Source organism: Micromonospora sp. NPDC126480 (assembly GCF_040302465.1).
Classification (GTDB): domain Bacteria; phylum Actinomycetota; class Actinomycetes; order Mycobacteriales; family Micromonosporaceae; genus Micromonospora.
Genome location: NZ_JBEORU010000003.1, coordinates 203,713 through 223,257 on the forward strand (window position 1 = coordinate 203,713; position 19,545 = coordinate 223,257).

Consider the following 19,545-nt stretch of genomic DNA (forward strand, 5'->3'; position numbering starts at 1 on the left):
GTACCCTTGGGGCGTGACCGCCGCCCTCGCCCCACCGACGACCGTGCTCGATCCGGAGGTCTGGCGGGCCCGGCGGCAGGCGCACGAGCAGCGGGTGGACAGCTGGCTCGCCCCGCACCTGGCGCGCCGCCGGCGCGGCGAGAAGCACCCGGTGGAGGATTTCCTCTTCACCTACTACTCGTACCGGCCGGCGCAGTTGCGCCGCTGGCACCCGGGCGCCGGGGTGGTGCTGCGCGGCGCGGATCCGGCCGGGTTCGGGCGGGACTACCGTGCCGGCGCCGCCCGGGTCACCCTCGACACCGAGGGGGTACGCGCCCGGCGCGCCGAGTCCATCGCCTGGATCCGGCGGCTGCTGGCGGCGACGGCGGGCCGGCCGGCGCAGTTCGGGTGCTTCGGCATGCACGAGTGGGCGATGGTCTACCGGCAGACCCAGGAGGAGGTCCGGCACAACGCCTGGCCGCTGCGCCTGAGCCCGGAGCGCACGGCCGCGGTCGTCGCGGAGCGCGGCGTGCGGTGCAGCCACTTCGACGCGTACCGGTTCTTCACCGCGCCGGCCCGGCCGTTGAACGTCCTCAACCCGACCCGTGAGGGCCAGCACGACCTGGAGCAGCCGGGCTGCCTGCACGCCAACATGGATCTTTACAAGTGGTCGTACAAGCTCTCCCCGCTCGTCGCGTCCGAGCTCGTGGCGGACTGCTTCGAGCTGGCGAGAGAGATCCGCACGCTGGACATGCGGGCCAGCCCCTACGACCTCGCCGACCTGGGCTACCCGCCGGTGCGGGTGGAGACCCCGGAGGGCCGGGCGGAGTACGCGACCGCGCAGCGTGGCTTCGCGGAGCGGGCCGCCGCGTTGCGCGCGCGGTTGCTCGACGCCCTGCCGTAGGGCGGGTGCACGGCGGGCCGGTCAGTCGCCGTCGACGCGGCGGTCGCGCTTGCGCTGGGACTGTCGCTTCTTCTCGGCCAGGCGGCGTTCCTTGGCCGCCCGGGAGGGCCGGGTCGCGCGGCGGGGCTTGGGCGGTGGGGCGATCGCCTCGCGGAGCAGCACGGCCAGGCGTTCCCGGGCCGCCTCGCGGTTGGCGAGCTGCGCCCGGTGCTCACTGGCGGTCACGGTCAGCACCCCGTCGACGAGCCGTCCGGCGAGGCGGTCCAGGGCCCGGGCCCGGAGCCGGTCCGGGATCCCGGGGGAGGCGGCCAGGTCGAAGCTCAGCTCCACCCGCGAGTCGGTCGTGTTGACGCCCTGCCCGCCGGGGCCCGACGACCGGGAGAACCGCTCCCGGAGTTCGGCGTCGGGGACGACCCACCGGTCGGTCACCCGCAACCCACCGTCCATGCCCTGAGGCTAACGTCCGGGGCCGGCGGCGGCTCAGGAGGCAAGCAGTTTCGGGGAAAGTGCGGCCTCGGAAGCAGCGGAGGCAGCAGTTTCCCCGAACCTGCGGGGACCACCGGCCGGCGCGGGGAGTCAGCGAGGGGCCGGGGTCGTCGCCGACGGGCTCGGGCCGGCCCGCTCCGGTTCGCCGTCGGAGCCCACGGCGGCGTACGCGACGGCGCCGACCAGTAACAGGGCGATCACGCCCACCTTGGTGGTGACCAGCCGGATCAGCAGCCACGCGGTGCGGCGCGCTCCGGGCACGCTCTTCTTCACGGTCTGGTAGTCCTTCCACCCGCGCCGCGCTCGGGCGTACGAGGACCCCACACCGGTTCCGATGACCAGGCCCACCAGGAGGAGGACCACGACGAGAGGACGCTCCACCCCGCCGAGTATGCATACTCAGCGTAATATTTCCATGCCCCGATCATGCCTCCGCTGAAATCCGACACATACCCCGTTCCCTGCGTAATCGGTCAGTCACTGTCGGTAGTTCAGCCGCCCTTGCCGATGATCGTGTCCGCGGTCTGCTGGACCTGCTCGATCGGGATGGCGAAGCCGATGCCGATCGACCCGTTCCCGTCGATGGTGGCGATCGCCGTGTTCACGCCGACGACCTCGCCCCGGGCGTTCACCAGCGGGCCACCGGAGTTGCCCGGGTTGATCGAGGCGTCCGTCTGGACCGCCGTGTGCCGGTTGTCGCCAAGCCGCACCTGCCGGTCCAGAGCGCTCACGATGCCGGCGGTGACGGTGCCGGCGAGGCCGAGCGGCGACCCCACCGCCAGGACCGGCTCGCCGACCCGCGTGGACCCGGGCTTCGCCAGCGGCAACGCCGACAGGCCGGCCGACGGCGGCACCCGCAGTACGGCGAGATCGCTGCGGGGCTCCCGGCCGACCACCTCCGCGGCGAACCGCCGCCCGTCCGGCAGCTCCACGGTCACCGAACCGCTCCGGCCCTTCGCCAGGATGTGGTCGTTGGTGATGATGTGCTGCTGGTCGTCGACGGCGAAACCGGAGCCGGTCGCCGCGGCGCCGCCGGCACCGCCCACCAGCACCGACACCACACCCGGAACGGTCTTCTCGGCGGCGGTCACCAGCTCGGCCGGCACCGGCGCCGCCGAGGCCGCCGCCGGTCCGGGGGTACCGTCCCGGCTCGCCACCAGGCCACCCGCCGCGGCGCCGGAGGCGCTGGAGATGGCGACGACGGCCAGCCCGGCCAGCAGCCGGTTGTGCCAGCGGCGTCCGGCACCCTCCCGGTCGGCGCCGGGCGCGTCCCAGCGGGGCCGCCCGTCCGGCCCCAGCTCGGGCGAGATGAACCACGGGCCGCGCGGCTCGCCGAGCCCGGTCTGCACTGCCATGCGTACGCTCCTCACGTGTCGATCGGGCCGCATCCCGGCCGGCCCCGCGGTCGGGGTCCGGGTCGGGATCAGGGCAGGCGGGAGAACCAGCGCATCGAGCCGGCCGCCGCTCCCATCGCGAACACCAGACCGAGGCCGATGAACCGGGCCGCGACGTCCTGCCGCTCGGTGCGGTAACCCACCGAGCTGCCGATGTCCTCGTACACCGCGCGCAACTCCTTGGCGCTGCCCGCTTCGTGGAACTGGCCGCCGGTCTCCCGGGCGACCGCGTCGAGCGTCTGCCCGTCCACCGGCACCTGGATCGGCCGGCCGCCGCGGTCCACGTACCCGGAGGCGGTGCCGAAGGCGATTGTGTGAACCGGCACCTCCATCGCCACCGCGTCGGTCGCCGCCTCCATCGGGTCCATGCCGGAGGTGTTGGCGCCGTCGGAGAGCAGGACGATCCGGGCCGGCGGCGGGTCCTTCGCCGCCTCGCCGTCGAGGGCCAGCACCGCACCGAGAGACGTGCTGATCGCCTCCCCGATCGCGGTGCCCTGCACCCCGGTCGCGCCCTCGACCAGCCGGTCAATTCCGTCGTGCAACGCCTCGCGGTCGGTACCCGGCGGCACCAGCACCGCCGCGCTGCCGGCGAACGCGACCAGGCCGACGTTGAACTCGTCGGGCAGCCCGTCGACGAAGCGACGGGCGGCGTCCTTGGCGGCGGTGAGCCGGTCCGGTTCCACGTCCCCGGCGAGCATCGACGTGGAGACGTCCACGGCCACCATCACGGTGGCCCGTTCCCGGGGCACCCGCACCTCGGCCGTCGGCCGGGCGAACCCGACCACCAGCAACGCCAGCATGGCGAGGAACAGCCCGGCGGGCACGTGCCGCCGCCAGGCCGGTCGCTGCGGAGCCACCCGGTCGAGCAGCCGCAGGTTGGTGAAGCGCACCGCGTACCGGCTGCGGCGGCGCTGCAGCAGGACGTAGCCGGCAGCCAGGGCGAGAACGCCGAGCAGCAGCCACAGACGGGCGGGCGAGAGCCAGATCACGCGGCACCTCCCCGGGCCGCCCCGGACGGCGCGGCGGCCAGCCGGCGCTGTTGGTGGACGTGCCGCACGATGTCCGCGGCCCAGTCCCGGTCGGTACGCAGCGGCAGGTGCGCCGCCCCGCTGCGCCGCAACACCTGGCGCACCTGGTCGCGCTGGGCCGTTGCGGCGGCCGCGTACCGCTCCCGCAACCGCACGTCGCCGGTCCAGACCTCGCGCCGCCGGCCGCTCTCCGGGTCCACAAGGGTGACCAGGCCGACGTCCGGCAGGTCCCACTCGCGCGGGTCGGTCACCTCCACCGCGAGCACCTGATGGCGGACGGCGAGCCGGCGCAGCGCCCGCTCCCAGGGTGCGGCCCGTCCCGGGTCGTCGGGGAGCCCGTCGAGGAAGTCCGAGACCACCACGACGAGCCCGCGGCGGGTGGCGACGCGGTGCACGGCGGCCAGCGCCTCGGCCAGGTCGGGCGGGGCGAGCGGCGCGGTGTCCTCGTCGTACGCCCCGTGGCGCGGAGCCGCCAGCAGCGTCCGGAGCAGACCGAACAGGTGGGAACGACCGCTGCCGGGCGGGAACCGGCGCAGCCCGGTCGGGGTGAGCACCTGCGCGCCGAGGCGGTTGCCCACGCCGGCGGTGAGGAAGCCGACCGCCGCGACGGCGGCCACCGCGAGTTCCCGCTTGTCCAGCTCGGCCGTGCCGTACTCCATGCTGGGGCTGGCGTCGACCAGCAGCCACGTGGTCAGTTCCCGGTCGGCGTCGACCTCACGGACGTGCGGCACCGTCGTCCGGGCGGTGACCGCCCAGTCCATCCGCCGGATCTCGTCCTCCCCCGGCCGGTACTCGCGGCTGCCCGCCGGCTCGCTGCCCGGCCCGGGCAGCAACCCCTGGTACTGGCCCTGCAGGAGGCCGTCGAGCCGGCGCGTCACAGCCAGTTCCAGCCGGCGCAGCCGCCGGTCCCCGGCGAGGTCGGCGAGGCCGGGATCCGGCGGCACGACCGCCGCGTTCCTCCCCCACCGCCTCATGCCGCCGCCAGGTCGGCTGCTTGCTCGGGCTGACCGGAGGCGACCCGGGGTGGTGGAACGGCGTCGACCAGACGCCGGACCACCGACTCGGCGGACACGCCGTCGGCGACCGCGTCGAAGGAGAGCACCAGTCGGTGGGCGAGCACGTCCACCGCCAGCTCACGGACGTCCTCGGGCAGCACGTACTCCCGGCCGCGCAGCAGCGCCTGGGCCCGGGCGGCGGCGACCAGCCCGAGCGTGGCGCGCGGGCTCGCCCCGTACGCGAGCAGCGGCGCGACGTCGGGCACACCGAACCGGCCGGGATCGCGCGTGGACAGGATGAGCCGGACCACGTACTCGGCGAGCGCGTGGTGCACGAAGACGCGGGACGCCCGGGCCTGCAGGTCGAGGAGCCGTTGCGGGTCGAGCACCCGGTGGGGGGTCGGCCGGTCGGCGCTCATCCGGTAGAGGATGGCGAGTTCGTCGGCGTCGCTCGGGTAGTCGACGACGACCTTCATCAGGAACCGGTCGCGCTGGGCCTCCGGTAGCTGGTAGACGCCCTCCGACTCGATCGGGTTCTGCGTGGCCAGCACCAGGAACGGCGCCGGTACGTCCCAGCTCCGTCCGCCGATGGACACCTGCCGTTCGGCCATGGCCTCGAGCAGGGCGGACTGCACCTTCGCCGGGGCCCGGTTGATCTCGTCGGCGAGGACCAGGTTGGCCATGACCGGGCCGAGCTCGATGTCGAAGGCCTCCCGGGACGCGCGGTAGATGCGGGTGCCGACGATGTCGGACGGGACCAGGTCGGGGGTGAACTGGATCCGGGAGAAGCTGCCGCCGACGACGGTGGCGAGGGTCTGCGCGGCAAGCGTCTTGGCGACGCCGGGCACCCCCTCCAGGAGGCAGTGGCCGTTGGCGAGCAGAGCGGTGAGCAGGCGCTCGACGAGCCGGTCCTGCCCGACGATCACGCGTCTGACCTCGGCGAGGGTCTGTTGCAGCTCGTCGCCGGTCGCGTCGGGATCGACCGTGGTGGGCACGCTGGCCAGGGTGTCCGAGATGTCCGTCACGGTGCTTGCTTCCCGGGCCGGCGGTCGGACAAACGTCGGAATTACCGCACGGAGCAGGCCCAATCAGCACGATCGCGGCTCGGAGCGGGACAAGCCGCCCAGGCGGTGCGGGCCGGGGACCGGCCCCCGGGCGGCGGGGGCACCGGGGGCCGGTCGGGCGGGGGCTCGTCAGACGATCTGGTGGACCACCAGGTGGAACGGCAGGCTCCGCGCGCCGCCTCCGGAATTGCGGGTGGCCACGAAGACCGAGTTGACGAGGTCACGCCGGGGCGCCACGGCGACCTCGCCGGTCGGCGGCACGAGGTAGGCGTTGGTCGTGCCGAGCGTGGCGTGGTAGACGGCGGTCGAGACGTTGACCGGGAAGTTCACCGAGTACCAGCCGACGCCGACCTGGGTGACGGTGACGCCCGGGTGGGACGAGCGGGTGACCTGCCACACGCCGGTCACCGCGTTCTGCTCGACCACGACCGCGTACAGGGTGCCCACGGCGGCGATGCCGGCCTCGCCCTTGGCGAGGGCGGCCCGCGCCGCGACCCGCTCCGCGGCGGTCACCGGCGGCTGCGTGTTGCCCCGCGGCTGCCGTTCCGCCTGGACCGCCTCGGTGGGCGACTGGGCGATCGGCTTCGCGACGGCCATTCCGCCGCCGGCGAGGGTGAGGGCCAGGACGACGAAGGCGACCGTCGCGGCCTTGCGTCTGAGGATCGAGGTCATGACGAGGCTCCCTTTTTGGACCGTGGACTTCCGACCGACCCGGATTGCGGGACGGTTCTGCTGACAATTTTTCAGCCAGTACGGGCGACCGTCATTCGCTACGGAACCAAGCTTTCCGAGCGCACCGCGAATGTGGACCGCTCAACGCTTCTGACCGCCTGCGAGCTGGGATTACTACGTAGAGTTTTGGTGTCCCAACCAGGTGGAAAGTAGCATCATAAAAAGCCGGGCGTCAATAGTCGATCACACTTCACGGGCGGCCGGAATCAATTGTGAAATGCGAGCCCTTCCGCATTCACGAATCACTTCCGGCCGCCGCTCCGCTAAGCTTCTGCCGTGCTCGTGACAAGCGGGGCGGGCCGGCGACGGGCCGCCACGGCCGGCTGCTGGCTGGTCGTCGCGCCGGCCGCCGCGTGGGCGCTCGTCCGGCTGCTCGGGTTCGACCGGGGGCCGCTCGTGCAGCTGCTGGCGTTCACCCCGTACGTGGCGGCGGGCAGCCTGCTCCCCCTGGTGCTGGCGCTCGGGCTGCGGCGCCGGTGGCCGGCGGTGGTCGCGGCCGCGACGACCGTGGCGCTGCTCGCCGTGGTGGTGCCACGGGCATTCGGCTCGGCGGCTCCGCCCGTCGACGGCCCGGCGGCCCGGCTGCTGACCGCCAACCTGCTCGCCGGCACCGCCGACGCGCGGGTCCTGGTCGACCTGGTCCGGCGGCACCGGGTGGACGTGCTCACCGTGCAGGAGTTCACCCCGCAGATCGCGGCCGAGCTGGACCGGCTGGGCCTCGACCGGCTGCTCCCCCACCGCGAACTGCACCCGGCCGACGGCACGGTCGGCTCCGGACTGTACGCACGTCACCCGATCAGCTCGGGCGGGGTCCGGCACAACCGGGGCGGCTGGGGCTTCGACCAGGCGTACGGAACCGTCGCCGTGCCCGGCGCGCCGCCGGTCCGGGTCGAGTCGGCGCACCCCTCGGCGCCGTACGCCCTGGACCAGGTCGGCCACTGGCGCGCGGATCTGGCGGCCCAGCCGCCGGCCACTCCGGACGGCCAGTTGAGCATCCTGGCCGGGGATTTCAACGCCACCCTCGACCACGCGCCGCTGCGGGCCCTGCTCGACACCGGGTACGTCGACGCGGCCGACGCCGCGGGTGCCGGGCTCACCGGTACGTGGGGGCCGTACGACGGCGACCCCATTCCACCGGTGACCATCGACCACGTGCTTGTGGACCGGCGGATCGCCGTGCGGGCCGTCTCCGTGCACGCGATCCCCGACAGCGACCACCGCGCCGTGCTCGCCGACCTCCGCCTCCCGGCCGAGCGGTAAGGAAGGGCCCCTTCTTAACGCCTCGCGTTGTAAAAGGGGCCCCCCTTAACGACCGCTCGCCGCAGCTCAGACCCGCGCCCGGTCCAGCCCGTACGTGAGGGCGTCGACAAGCGCGTGCCAGCTCGCCTCCACCACGTTGGGATGCACGCCCACCGTGGTCCAGTCCCGGCCGGCCCCGTCGGACGTCTCCACCAGGACCCGGGTGACCGCGCCGGTGCCGTGGCTGCCCTCCAGGATCCGGACCTTGTAGTCGGCCAGTTCGAAGTCACGCAGCTCCGGGTAGTGCCGGGCCAGGCCGACGCGCAGCGCCTCGTCGAGCGCGTTGACCGGGCCGTTGCCCTCGGCGGTGGCGATCACGCGCTCGCCGCGTACCCGGATCTTGACGGTCGCCTCGGAGACCACCGCGCCGTCCTCGCGGTGCTCGACCAGCACGCGGTACGACTCGAGCGCGAACGGCCGCGCGGGCGTCGAGTCCGGCAGTTCCGAGCGGACCAGCAGCTCGAACGAGGCGTCCGCCGCCTCGAACGACCAGCCGCCGGCCTCCAGTTCCTTCACCCGGTTGGTGACCCGGGTCAGCGTCTCCGGATGGCCGGCCAGGTTCAGGCCGAGCTCGCGGCTCTTGAGCTCCACACTGGCCCGGCCGGCCATCTCGGTGACGAGGATCCGCATGTCGTTGCCCACCACCTGTGGGTCCACGTGGTTGTAGAGCAGCGGATCCACCTTGATCGCGCTCGCGTGCAGCCCCGCCTTGTGAGCGAAGGCGGCCGCCCCGACGTAGGCCTGGTGGGTGTCGGGGGCGATGTTCGCGATCTCGGCGATGGCGTGGGAAACCCGCACCATCTGCTCCAGGCAGCCCTCCGGTAGGACCGGCAGCCCGAGCTTGAGCTGGAGGTTCGCCACGATGGCGAAGAGGTCGGCGTTGCCGGGGCGCTCGCCGTACCCGTTCGCGGTGCCCTGGACGTGCCGCACGCCCGCCTCCACCGCGGCGATCGTGTTGGCCACGGCACAGGCGGTGTCGTTCTGGCCGTGCATGCCGAACCGGTCCGGTGCGACGCCGAGCCGGGCGGCCAGGTCCTCGATCGCGGCGGTGACCTGGGACGGGAGCATGCCGCCGTTGGTGTCGCAGAGCACGAACCGCTCGGCGCCCGCGGCGAGCGCGGTCTCGACGACCGCCGACGTGTACGCCGGGTCGTACCGGTAGCCGTCGAAGAAGTGCTCACCGTCGACGAACACCCGCCGGCCCTGCGCCACCAGGTGCGCCACGGTGTCCTGGACCATCGCCAGGTTCTCCTTCGCCGTGGTGCGCAACGCCCGTTCCACGTGGCGCAGGTCGGCCTTGGCGACCAGGGCGACCGCGGGTGTCTCCGCCTCGAGGAGGCCGCGCACCTGCGGGTCGTCGGCGACCGCCACGCCGGCGCGGCGGGTGGACCCGAACGCCACAAGCACCGCGTGTCTGAGGTCGAGCTCGGTGCGCGCCCGGCGGAAGAACTCGGTGTCCTTGGGCACCGCGCCCGGCCATCCGCCCTCGATGAAGCCGACGCCGAACTCGTCGAGCAGCCGGGCCACCGCGAGCTTGTCGACCACGGAGTAGCTGAGCCCCTCGCGCTGGGCGCCGTCGCGCAAGGTCGTGTCGTAGACCTGGAAGGTCATCGGGATCCTTTCTAAGCCAACAAAAAGACCCCCCGCGGGATGCGGGAGGTCTGCGCGCTCGGCGGAGGGGTGGCCGGCGCGCTAGGTGCCAATAATCAGGACGGTGCTGCTCACGGTCGCCACTCTGCCACCCGGCGGTCGGTTCTGGGAGGCACTACCCACATCCCGGGACGGTGACGGACCGTCGCATACCCGATCGGAGTACGGCCCTCGGCGGAAACCGGCAGTTGGTGATCAGCTTCACAAACCACCCGGCCGCTCTCCGGCGAAGACGACGCTACGGAAGCATCTGGAACCGATCCAGTTACCGGCCTCGTGCCGTCGTCAAGGAGGACCTGTGCTCACTGTCGGTGACCGCTTCCCCGAGTACGAACTCACCGCCTGCGTGTCCCTCGACGCCGACAAGGCGTTCGAGACGCTCCACCACAAGTCCCACGAGGGCAAGTGGCGGGTGGTCTTCTTCTGGCCGAAGGACTTCACCTTCATCTGCCCGACGGAGATCGCCGAGTTCGGCCGGCTCAACGGCGAGTTCGCCGACCGGGACGTCCAGGTTCTCGGCGTCTCGGTGGACAACGAGTACGTCCACTACGCGTGGCGCAAGGACCACCCGGACCTGCGCGACCTGCCGTTCCCGATGCTGAGCGACATCAAGCGCGAGCTGAGCGAGGCCTGCGGCGTACTCGGCGAGGACGGCGTGGCACAGCGGGCGACCTTCATCGTCGACCCGGACAACGAGATCCAGTTCGCGATGGTGACCGCCGGCTCGGTCGGCCGCAACGTCTCGGAGGTGCTGCGGGTGCTCGACGCCCTGCAGACCGACGAGCTGTGTCCGTGCAACTGGAACAAGGGCGGCGAGACCCTCGACGCCTCCGCGCTCCTCGCGGCCGCCGGGGCCTGAGCATGGGCCTGGACACGGTCAAGGCGGCTCTTCCCGAGTACGCCAAGGACATCAAGCTGAACCTCGGCTCGACCATCGGCACCTCGACGCTCAAGCCGGAGCAGGCCTGGGGCACCGCCCTGGCCTGCGCGGTCGCCGCACGCAACCCGCTTGTGCTGCGCGAGGTCGCCGAGGAGGCGTCCGCGCACCTCGCGCCCGCGGCGGTCGAGGCGGCCAAGGGCGCCGCCGCGATCATGGCGATGAACAACGTCTACTACCGGGCCAAGCACCTGATCGGCGACGAGCAGTACCAGTCGGTCCCGGCCCGGCTTCGGATGCAGATCATCGCCCGGCCGGGCGTGGACAAGGCCGACTTCGAGCTGTGGTGCCTCGCCGTCTCGGCGATCACCGGCTGCGGCGTCTGCCTCGAGTCGCACGAGAAGACGCTGCGCGGGGCCGGCTTCAGCCGGGAGCAGGTGCACGAGGGGCTGCGCATCGCCGCCGTCGTGCACGCCGCCGCGGTCACGCTGGACGCCGAGGCCGCGCTGGCCTGAGCGCCGTCGACGAGGGGTCGGCCGGTCGCACCGGCCGGCCCCTCCTCGCGTACGCCAGGTGTATCGATCTCGACATCGGGTAGAACACGAGGCTGACAGGCACCAACCCCCGATCAGTCGAGTAGAGGAGATGAAACGCCATGGAGCGGCTCGACCCTCGAACGACCCACGGGACGCCGGACCCGCTCGTTGCCGGTGGTCAGGGAGCCTTCGCGGGCGACGCGCCCGCGGGGACCTTCGACCCGTGGCGGTACCGGGACGACGCCGGGGTGACCGGCGTCGACCTGGTGGGCTACAAGGTCGAGGCGGCCGACGGCAGCATCGGCAAGGTGGACTCGGCAAGCCACGAGGTCAACTCCAGTTACCTCGTGGTCGACACCGGTCCGTGGATCTTCGGCAAGAAGGTCATGATCCCTGCCGGCACCGTCAACCACGTCGACCACGATGAGCGGAAGGTCTACGTCGACCGGAGCAAGGACCAGATCAAGGCCGCGCCCGAGTTCGACGAGACCGCGGACACCGACCCGGCCTACCGGGACAAGCTCGGTGGTTACTACGGCGACACGTACTCGGCCATCCCGCCGGGTACCGCCCGGTAACGGTGATCCTGTTGACGGCCGGTGGGGCTCCGCCCCACCGGCCGTTACCGTGTCAGGGTGGACGCCATCGAGGAGACCCGTTTCACCACCCTGTTCAACTTCCGCGATGTCGGTGGCCCGGTCGGCCACGGCGGGCGCACGGTCCGCCGGCGGCGCCTGTTCCGCTCCGACTCACCACACCGACTTGACGGCACGGACCGGGAGGCGTTCGCCGCGCTCGGCGTCCGGACCGTGCTCGACCTGCGCCGCCCGTACGAAGTCGAGCGCGACGGCCGCGTGCCGGACCTCGACGGCCTGACCTGGCAGCACGTCCACCCGGAGCACGCCGAGTGGGACGAGACCCCGTACCGGCCCGACGCCGACCTGGCCCGCTACCTCGCGGACCGGTACGCCGACATGGCGCGGACCGGCACGGTCGGGCTGGGCCGGGCGATCGGGCTGATCGCCGACGAGGTGAACGCCCCGGTCGTGGTGCACTGTGTGGCCGGGAAGGACCGCACCGGCATCGTCTGCGGCCTCACCCTCGCCGCGCTCGGTGTCCCGGACGACGAGATCGCGGCCGACTACGCGCTGAGCACCGCGGCCGGCGAGCGGTTCCTGGCCTGGTTCCGCTCCACCGGCAGGGAGATACGGCCGGGGCTACCGCCGCTGACCTGCCCCGAAGAGGCGATGCTGCTGTTCCTGGCCGAACTGCGCGCGGGCTACGGCTCGGTCGAGGGGTACCTGCGCCACGCCGGCGTCACCGACGCCCAACTGGCCGCTCTCCACGACCATCTGCTCGAGTGACCCGCGCGGCCGAACACGGTGACCCGCGCGGCCGCTCGCGGTGGCGCGGCGGCTGTTAAGAAGGGGCCCCTCCGCTACGCCAGGCGTTAAGAAGGGGCCCTTCCTTTCACAGCACGCGGTGGACCCAGTTGTGCCGGTCCTCGGCCTTGCCGCGCTGAAGGTCGACCAGCTGCTGACGCAGCGCCATGGTGACCCGGCCCGGCTCACCGCCGCCGATCAGGAACTCGCCGTCCGGGAAGCGGACCGTGCCGATCGGCGTGACCACGGCGGCGGTGCCGCAGGCGAAGACCTCGCGCAGCCGCCCGCTGGCCGCGTCGGCCTGCCAGTCGGCGAACGTCACCGGCCGCTCCTCGACCCGGTGGCCGGCGTCGGCGGCGAGCGCGAGCACCGACTCCCGGGTGATGCCGGGCAGGATGGTGCCGGTGAGCGGCGGGGTGACCACGCTTCCGTCGTCGTACACGAAGAACACGTTCATGCCGCCCAGTTCGTCGACGAACCGGCGCTCCACCGCGTCCAGGAACACGACCTGGTCGCAGCCGTGCTCGATCGCCTCGGCCTGCGCGACAAGCGAGGCGGCATAGTTGCCGCCGCACTTCGCGGCGCCCGTGCCGCCGGGGGCGGCCCGGGTGTAGTCCGGCGAGACCCACACCGTCACCGGCTTCACCCCGCCGGAGAAGTACGCCCCGACCGGGGACGCGATCACCGCGTACAGGTACTCGTTGGCGGGACGGACGCCGAGGAACACCTCGCTGGCGAACATGAACGGCCGCAGGTAGAGGCTGCCGTCCTCGCCCTCGGGGATCCACTCCCGGTCCATCTCGATCAGTCGCTGCAGGGAGTCGACGAAGGTCTCCTCGGGCAGCGTGGGCATCGCCATCCGCCGCGCGGACATCGCGAACCGGGCGGCATTGGCGTACGGACGGAACATCGTCACGCCGCCGTCCGCGCTCCGGTAGGCCTTCATCCCCTCGAAGATCTCCTGCGCGTAGTGCAGGACGGCGGCGGCCGGGTCCATCGGGATCGGAGCCCGCGCCTCGACCCGGGCGTCGTACCAGCCCTTGCCGTCGGCGTAGCGGATGGTGACCATGTGGTCGGTGAAGACGCGCCCGAAGCCGGGGTTGGCCAGCAGGGCGGCCCGGTCGGCGGTGGATACCGGCGCGGGATTCGGACGGATCTCGAAGTCGAGCTTGTCACCACCGCTCATCGCGCTGACCTCCCTGCGGGAACGACGGCACGCGGGGCCGCGTGCCGAAGAAACTGGTGCGAGAAACTTACCCCGAACGGTCGTTCAGCGGGTAGCGCCGCCGGGGCGCGCGGGCGCCGCCCGACGGCCGCCGCCGGCACCTTCGCTGGTCGCGGGGCGTGCCGGTCGAGCGGTGGTCACGGGCGCGGGTCCGGCCCGGGTACCGGGATCGCGGGCCGGCGGGTGGCCGGCCGCGGTGCGGGAAAGGAGACGGCGCGGCGACCGGACGCGTCGCTCAGCCGGCCGCGTGCGCGGCCAGCCGGTCGCCGACCTCCTCGGTGCGTACCGGGACGCCGGGCGTCCGACCGGCCAGCTCGGCGGCGACCGCGGCGGTGATCCGGGACGCCTCCTCGGCGTGGCCGAGTTGGTCGAGCAGGAGCGCGGCGGAGAGCACCGCCGCCACCGGGTCGGCCACGCCACGACCGGCGATGTCCGGCGCGGAGCCGTGCACCGGCTCGAACATCGACGGGTACGTCCCGTCGGGGTTGATGCTGCCGCTGGCGGCCAGCCCGATGCCGCCGGTGACGGCGGCGGCGATGTCGGTGAGGATGTCGCCGAACAGGTTGTCGGTGACCACCACGTCGTACCGCTGCGGCTGGGTCACCAGGAACATCGCGGCGGCGTCGACGTGCTGGTACTCCGTCGTCACGTCCGGGTGCCCGGCGGCGACCTCGTCGAAGGCGCGGGCCCACAGGGAGCCGGCGTGGGTGAGGACGTTCGTCTTGTGCACGAGCGTGACCTTGCGCCGCTCGCGGCGCCGCGCCCGGGCGAACGCGTCCCGGATCACCCGCTCGACGCCGTGCCGGGTGTTCAAACTCTCCTCGGTGGCGATCTCGGCGGGGGTGCCCCGGTGCAGCGAGCCGCCCGCGCCCGCGTACAGCCCCTCGGTGCCCTCGCGGACCACGACGAGGTCGACCTCGCCGGGCTTGACGCCGCCGAGCGGGCCGGCCGTGCCGGGCCAGAGCCGGGAGGGGCGCAGGTTGACGTACTGGTCGAAGGCGAAGCGCAGCTTCAGCAGCAGGCCCCGCTCCAGCACGCCGGGCGGGACGCTCGGGTCGCCGACGGCGCCCAGCAGGATGGCGTCGTGGCCGGCCAGCTCGGCGAGCACCGAGTCGGGCAGCACCTCGCCGGTGCGGTGGTAGCGTGCCGCGCCGAGGTCGTACTCGGTGGCCTCCACGCCGGGGAGCACCGCGTCGACGACCTTGCGGGCCTGTGCGACCACCTCGGGGCCGATGCCGTCCCCGGCCACCACCGCGATCCGTGCCACGTCCGCTCCCTCGCCTCGCCGTAGGCACCGACGGTACGCCGCCGTCCCGTCTCCCGGTACGAACCTTCCACGATGCGGGAAACCGGAATGCACAGGAGGCTTCCAGGTGACATTCATGGTGCGGTCATCTGCGCTGCCTAGCCTGATGGCCGGCGGGTCACGGGCTCGCGACCGGTGCCGCGACGGGGCGGAGCCGGGTGCCAGGGACGGGGGCAGGAATGCGGATCGACGAGCAGCCACGGACCCGGTGGATCGACCCGTCGCTCTTCCAGCCCCGGCCCCGCCCGGACCTGCGTCTGGGTGCACGCCACCACCGCATCGACCGGATCGGCACGGCGACCGGTGACCGCATCGTCGTCCAGCACACCGTCCGCACCGCCACCGCGGAGTACTCGCTGCTGTTCAACGCGCCGGAGTGGCTCGGCCGCCGGGGCGTCGGCGAGGCGCTGCGGGACGCGGTGGCGGAGTTGCGCGCCATCGACCTGACCTACGGGCCCGCCCGGCCGGAGAGCCTGGTCTCCCGGCTGCGCCGCGGTGAGATCGGCCCCGAGTCGTACCCGCCGCTGGCCGACCTGGTGGACCGCTGCGCCGCGATGCGGGCGGCGACGGACGGCTGGTTCGACGCCTGGGCCGTGCCCGGCGGCTTCGACCCGGGCGGCCTGCTCGGCGGCTGGGCGGTGGAGCGGGCAGCGGCCCGGTTGCGCGCCGCCGGCATCCACGACTACGCCGTGCTCACCGGCGCCGACCTCGTCGTACGCGGCCAGGCGGCGCACGGCGGCCCGTGGCGGGTGGCCGTGCACCACCCCACCGATCGGCGCCGGCCGCCGCTGGTGCTGGAGATGACCGCTGGCGCGGTCGGCACGTCCGGGGTGACCGGGAGGCAGGGGCACGTGGTGGACCCGCACACCGGGGAGCCGGCCGACCGCTTCGCCGCCGCCACCGTCGTCGGGCCGGACCTCGCCGTCGCCGACGCCTACGCCACCGCGCTCTACGCCGCCGGCCCGGTCGGGCTCGCCTGGTTCCGCGACGGCTCCGACTATCACGCCCTCCTCGCCGACCGCCGCTGAGGCGGCCGGGCAGCGGGGCACCAGGGCCGTGATCGGCCCTCACGATCTCGGCAACGACCGTGAGGGCCGGTCAGCGACGAGTGCGCGTGGCTCGCGCAACCGAGGGGTGCGGGCCGGTCGGGCCGGGACGTCGGCGCCGCCACCCGAAGACGGGCCCACATCACGGACTCGGCCAGCGACCGCACCGGTACGCTAGCGAATCGACGCAACTCGACGCAAGAGGCTCCACTGGGGAGACTCCCGACAAGAATGCGGCTGGCCTGCGGCGGGGTGGTTTCGACATCGTGAACGGCGGATGGCACGCTGTCCGCCGTGAGTTTCGATCTGAGCGTGTGGGCCCTGGCCGACGGGGCGACGCCCGAGGACGTGCGAACAGCGGTGCGGCGGTGCCGGGAGGGGCACCACGCCGATCGCCAGCCCGACCCCCGGGTCGTCGGGTTCTACCAGGCGATCACCGCCGCGTACCCGGACCGGCCGACGCCCGCGGAGACCCCTTGGGCGGTGGCGCCGCTGCACACGGCCGGCGACCACGTCGAGCTGAACCTGCACCCGACCTGCGAGGACCAGGTGCTGCTGGACATCGAACGGCTGGCCGGCGAGCACGGGCTGATGCTGTTCGACGCCCAGGACGGGTCGGTCTACCCGCCGCCCGCCCGCGTCAACACCTGAGGCTCGACGCGACGACGAAGGGGCCCGGCGGATCCGCCGGGCCCCCCGCCGTCGTGCCTACCGGTCACTCGTCGCGCAGGTCGGCGGCGCTGGCCGAGGTCGCGCCGATCGAGTCGGCGGCCGAGGTCAGCAGGTCGGCGCCGAGCGCCTGGTCGACGGTGAGCGTCATAAGCGTCTCGCCGCCGGCCTCCCGCCGCGCCACCTGCATCGCGGCGATGTTGATGCCGGCCTCGCCGAGCAGCGTGCCGACGGTGCCGACGACGCCGGGACGGTCGGCGTAGCGGAGGAAGACGAGGATGCCCTCCGCGCCGATCTCCACGTCGAAGCCGTCCACCTCGGTCAGCTTGATGATGTCGCGGGTGCCGGCCGTGGTCACGGTGCCGGAGACGCTGACCGTGCGACCGTCGGGCAGGGCGCCGCGGACGGTGACCAGCACCGGGTGGTCGGCCGTCTCCGGCTGCGTGCCGAGCGACACCTCGACGCCCCGCTCCGCGGCGAGGTGCGGCGCGTTGACGTAGGTGACCTGCTCCTCCACGACCGAGCTGAACAGCCCCTTGGTCGCCGCGAGCTTGAGCACCGAGACGTCGTTGCTGACGATCTCGCCGCGGACCTCGACGGTGACGCTGGCGGCGATCCCGCCGGCCACCGCGGTGAAGGCCCGCCCCAGCTTCTCGGCCAGCGGCAGCAGCGGCCGGACGTCCTCGGCGACCACGCCGCCCGCCTGCACGTTCACCGCGTCCGGCACGAACTCGCCCTGGAGTGCCAGCTTGACGCTGCGGGCGACGGCGAGACCGGCCTTGTCCTGCGCCTCGTGGGTGGAGGCACCCAGGTGCGGGGTGGCCACCACGTTGTCGAACGCGAACAGCGGCGAGGAGGTGCAGGGCTCCTTGGCATACACGTCGACGCCGGCGCCGGCGACCCGCCCCTCGGCGATCGCGTCCGCGAGCGCCTGCTCGTCGATCAGGCCACCACGGGCGGCGTTGACGATCCGCACGCCGGGCTTGACGACCGCCAGCTCCTTCTCGCCGATCAGACCCACCGTCTCCGGCGTCTTCGGCAGGTGGATCGAGATGAAGTCGCTCTCCCGCAGCAACTCCTCCAGCCCGACGAGACGGACGCCGAGCTGCGCCGCCCGGGCCGGCTGGATGTACGGGTCGTACGCGATGAGCCGGGTGCCGAACGCGGCGATCCGCTGCGCGAACAGAACGCCGATGCGGCCGAGGCCGACCACGCCGACGGTCTTGCCCTGGATCTCCACGCCGGTGTACTTCGACCGCTTCCACTCCCCCGCCTTGAGCGCGGCGCTGGCGCTGGCGGTGTTGCGGGCGACCGCGAGCAGCAGCGCGACCGCCTGCTCGGCCGCCGAGACGATGTTCGAGGTGGGCGCGTTGACGACCATCACGCCCCGGGCGGTGGCCGCCGGCACCTCGACGTTGTCCAGGCCGACGCCGGCCCGGGCGACGACCTTCAGGCGCGGCGCGGCCGCGATCGCCTCGGCGTCGATCTGCGTCGCACTGCGCACGATGACGGCGTCGGCCTCGGAGAGCGCCGAGAGCAGGGCCGGTCGGTCGGTGCCGTCCACGTGCCGGACGTCGAAGTCGTGGGCGAGCACCTCGATGGCGGCGGGAGCGAGTTCTTCGGCGATCAGTACGACAGGATTCATCGGTCCTCTAGGTGTCGTCAGAGCGGTCGGCCGGGCGGCGGGGGGCGGCACTGCGCCCCGCCCTGTCCGGGCCATTGCCGTCAGGTGCCGGCTACGCACCTACCCGCGATCGTAGGGGGCCGGCCGGCCGGCATGTCGCGGACCGTGGGGTGAGTGCCCTCACAAACGGCACATGACGTGCGGATGAACGATGCGACTCGCGAAACGCCCGCGACCCGACGCCGGGGAGGGAGAGCGTCGGGCCGCGGGCGTACGAGCGGTCGTGGTCAGGCGGTCTCGGTGATCGGGCGGTCCACCCAGCTCATCATCCCGCGCAGCTTGCGACCGGTCTCCTCGATCGGGTGCGCGGCGCCCTCGGCCTGCCACTTGCTGAAGTTCGGGCGGCCCGCCTCGTCCTCGGCGACCCACTCGCGGGCGAACTCGCCCGACTGGATCTCGCCCAGGATCTTGCGCATCTCCTCCTTGACCCGGGCGTCGATGACGCGCGGGCCGCGGGAGAGGTCGCCGTACTCGGCGGTGTCGGAGATGCTGTAGCGCATCTTCGCGATGCCGCCCTCGTACATCAGGTCGACGATGAGCTTCAGCTCGTGCAGGCACTCGAAGTACGCCACCTCGGGCGCGTAGCCGGCCTCGGTGAGCACCTCGAAACCGGTCTGCACCAGCGCGGCGGCACCGCCGCAGAGCACCGCCTGCTCGCCGAACAGGTCGGTCTCCGTCTCCTCCTTGAAGCTGGTGCGGATCGCACCGGCCCGGGTGCCGCCGATGCCCTTCGCGTACGACAGGGCCAGCGCGAGGGCGTTGCCGCTGGCGTCCTGCTCGACGGCGACCAGACAGGGCACGCCCTTGCCGTCGGCGTACTGGCGGCGGACCAGGTGACCCGGGCTCTTCGGGGCCACCATCGCCACGTCCACGTCGGCGGGCGGCGTGATGAGGCCGTAGCGGATGTTGAAGCCGTGGCCGAAGAACAGCGCCTTGCCGGCGGTCAGGTGCGGCGCGATGGACTCGGCGTACAGGCTGCGCTGCGCGGTGTCCGGAGCGAGGATCATGATGACGTCGGCCTCGGCCGCCGCCTCGGCGGGAGTGACCACCCGCAGCCCCTGCTCCTCGGCCTTGGCCCGGCTCTTGGAGCCCTCCTTCAGGCCGATCACCACGTCGACGCCGGAGTCCCGCAGCGACAGCGCGTGGGCGTGGCCCTGGCTGCCGTAGCCGATCACCGCGACCTTGCGGCCCTGGATCAGGCTCAGGTCGGCGTCGTCGTCGTAGTACACCTCAACGCTCATGGAATTCCCTTTCGTACGGCGGCCCGGGCGGCCCGTCGTGGTCGGTGT

The 19,545-nt window shown here is 73.0% G+C and carries 20 protein-coding genes; 8 read left to right on the forward strand and 12 right to left on the reverse strand.

Annotated elements, in window-relative coordinates:
• Nucleotides 1-13: 13 nt before the first annotated feature.
• Complete coding sequence (locus ABTW87_RS04240) at nt 14-883, forward strand: 3-methyladenine DNA glycosylase (protein ID WP_350648358.1); 870 nt, start codon at nt 14-16, stop codon at nt 881-883.
• A 21-nt stretch (nt 884-904) separates the two neighbouring features.
• On the opposite strand, the gene arfB is transcribed toward ABTW87_RS04240, so the two are convergent.
• The 7 genes from arfB to ABTW87_RS04275 form a co-directional block, all read right to left on the reverse strand.
• On the reverse strand, nt 905-1,330 hold the full coding sequence (gene arfB / locus ABTW87_RS04245; protein WP_350648360.1) for an alternative ribosome rescue aminoacyl-tRNA hydrolase ArfB: 426 nt from the start codon (nt 1,328-1,330) through the stop codon (nt 905-907).
• Nucleotides 1,331-1,459: 129 nt separating this feature from the next.
• On the reverse strand, nt 1,460-1,750 hold the full coding sequence (locus ABTW87_RS04250; protein ID WP_350648362.1) for a hypothetical protein: 291 nt from the start codon (nt 1,748-1,750) through the stop codon (nt 1,460-1,462).
• A 110-nt stretch (nt 1,751-1,860) separates the two neighbouring features.
• Nucleotides 1,861-2,724, reverse strand: coding sequence for a S1C family serine protease (locus tag ABTW87_RS04255; RefSeq protein ID WP_350648363.1), 864 nt, complete (start codon nt 2,722-2,724; stop codon nt 1,861-1,863).
• A 68-nt stretch (nt 2,725-2,792) separates the two neighbouring features.
• Complete coding sequence (locus ABTW87_RS04260; protein ID WP_350648364.1) at nt 2,793-3,752, reverse strand: VWA domain-containing protein; 960 nt, start codon at nt 3,750-3,752, stop codon at nt 2,793-2,795.
• Nucleotides 3,749-4,735 carry a DUF58 domain-containing protein gene (locus ABTW87_RS04265; protein WP_350648366.1) on the reverse strand — a complete coding sequence of 329 codons (987 nt, stop codon included), beginning with the start codon at nt 4,733-4,735 and terminating at the stop codon, nt 3,749-3,751. Before ABTW87_RS04265 ends, ABTW87_RS04260 begins: the two co-directional genes overlap by 4 nt.
• A 26-nt stretch (nt 4,736-4,761) precedes the next feature.
• Nucleotides 4,762-5,811 carry an AAA family ATPase gene (locus ABTW87_RS04270; RefSeq protein WP_350648368.1) on the reverse strand — a complete coding sequence of 350 codons (1,050 nt, stop codon included), beginning with the start codon at nt 5,809-5,811 and terminating at the stop codon, nt 4,762-4,764.
• Between the two features lie 168 nt (nt 5,812-5,979).
• Complete coding sequence (locus ABTW87_RS04275) at nt 5,980-6,522, reverse strand: hypothetical protein (RefSeq protein WP_350648369.1); 543 nt, start codon at nt 6,520-6,522, stop codon at nt 5,980-5,982.
• Nucleotides 6,523-6,858: 336 nt separating this feature from the next.
• On the opposite strand from ABTW87_RS04275, the gene ABTW87_RS04280 reads away from it, so the two are divergent.
• On the forward strand, nt 6,859-7,842 hold the full coding sequence (locus tag ABTW87_RS04280; protein WP_350648371.1) for an endonuclease/exonuclease/phosphatase family protein: 984 nt from the start codon (nt 6,859-6,861) through the stop codon (nt 7,840-7,842).
• A 66-nt stretch (nt 7,843-7,908) separates the two neighbouring features.
• Here ABTW87_RS04280 and cimA read toward each other — a convergent pair whose 3' ends face one another.
• Nucleotides 7,909-9,492 carry a citramalate synthase gene (gene cimA / locus ABTW87_RS04285; RefSeq protein WP_350648373.1) on the reverse strand — a complete coding sequence of 528 codons (1,584 nt, stop codon included), beginning with the start codon at nt 9,490-9,492 and terminating at the stop codon, nt 7,909-7,911.
• 337 nt (nt 9,493-9,829) lie between these two features.
• Between cimA and ABTW87_RS04290 the strand changes: the two genes are divergently transcribed.
• The 4 genes from ABTW87_RS04290 to ABTW87_RS04305 all read left to right on the forward strand — a co-directional run bounded on the left by ABTW87_RS04290 (nt 9,830) and on the right by ABTW87_RS04305 (nt 12,308).
• On the forward strand, nt 9,830-10,390 hold the full coding sequence (locus ABTW87_RS04290) for a peroxiredoxin (RefSeq protein WP_350648375.1): 561 nt from the start codon (nt 9,830-9,832) through the stop codon (nt 10,388-10,390).
• 2 nt (nt 10,391-10,392) lie between these two features.
• Complete coding sequence (ahpD, locus tag ABTW87_RS04295) at nt 10,393-10,923, forward strand: alkylhydroperoxidase, AhpD family (RefSeq protein ID WP_350648376.1); 531 nt, start codon at nt 10,393-10,395, stop codon at nt 10,921-10,923.
• Nucleotides 10,924-11,063: 140 nt separating this feature from the next.
• Nucleotides 11,064-11,522 carry a PRC-barrel domain-containing protein gene (locus ABTW87_RS04300; protein ID WP_350648378.1) on the forward strand — a complete coding sequence of 153 codons (459 nt, stop codon included), beginning with the start codon at nt 11,064-11,066 and terminating at the stop codon, nt 11,520-11,522.
• 57 nt (nt 11,523-11,579) lie between these two features.
• On the forward strand, nt 11,580-12,308 hold the full coding sequence (locus ABTW87_RS04305) for a tyrosine-protein phosphatase (RefSeq protein WP_350648380.1): 729 nt from the start codon (nt 11,580-11,582) through the stop codon (nt 12,306-12,308).
• Nucleotides 12,309-12,414: 106 nt separating this feature from the next.
• Here the strand turns inward: ABTW87_RS04305 and ABTW87_RS04310 are convergent, their stop codons facing one another.
• Nucleotides 12,415-13,512 carry a branched-chain amino acid aminotransferase gene (locus tag ABTW87_RS04310; RefSeq protein ID WP_350648382.1) on the reverse strand — a complete coding sequence of 366 codons (1,098 nt, stop codon included), beginning with the start codon at nt 13,510-13,512 and terminating at the stop codon, nt 12,415-12,417.
• Between the two features lie 274 nt (nt 13,513-13,786).
• A complete protein-coding gene (locus ABTW87_RS04315) occupies nt 13,787-14,818 on the reverse strand; it encodes a 3-isopropylmalate dehydrogenase (RefSeq protein WP_350648383.1) in 1,032 nt (343 codons plus the stop codon).
• Between the two features lie 218 nt (nt 14,819-15,036).
• On the opposite strand from ABTW87_RS04315, the gene ABTW87_RS04320 reads away from it, so the two are divergent.
• Both ABTW87_RS04320 and ABTW87_RS04325 read left to right on the forward strand, forming a co-directional pair.
• Complete coding sequence (locus ABTW87_RS04320; protein ID WP_350648385.1) at nt 15,037-15,885, forward strand: FAD:protein FMN transferase; 849 nt, start codon at nt 15,037-15,039, stop codon at nt 15,883-15,885.
• 312 nt (nt 15,886-16,197) lie between these two features.
• Nucleotides 16,198-16,554 carry a hypothetical protein gene (locus tag ABTW87_RS04325; protein ID WP_350648386.1) on the forward strand — a complete coding sequence of 119 codons (357 nt, stop codon included), beginning with the start codon at nt 16,198-16,200 and terminating at the stop codon, nt 16,552-16,554.
• Between the two features lie 64 nt (nt 16,555-16,618).
• Here the strand turns inward: ABTW87_RS04325 and serA are convergent, their stop codons facing one another.
• Entirely contained in the window at nt 16,619-18,217 is a 1,599-nt protein-coding gene (serA, locus tag ABTW87_RS04330; protein ID WP_350648387.1) for a phosphoglycerate dehydrogenase, read from the reverse strand.
• Nucleotides 18,218-18,483: 266 nt separating this feature from the next.
• Nucleotides 18,484-19,497: a ketol-acid reductoisomerase gene (ilvC, locus tag ABTW87_RS04335; protein ID WP_350648389.1), complete on the reverse strand. Its 1,014-nt coding sequence runs from the start codon at nt 19,495-19,497 to the stop codon at nt 18,484-18,486.
• Nucleotides 19,498-19,545 lie beyond the last annotated feature (48 nt).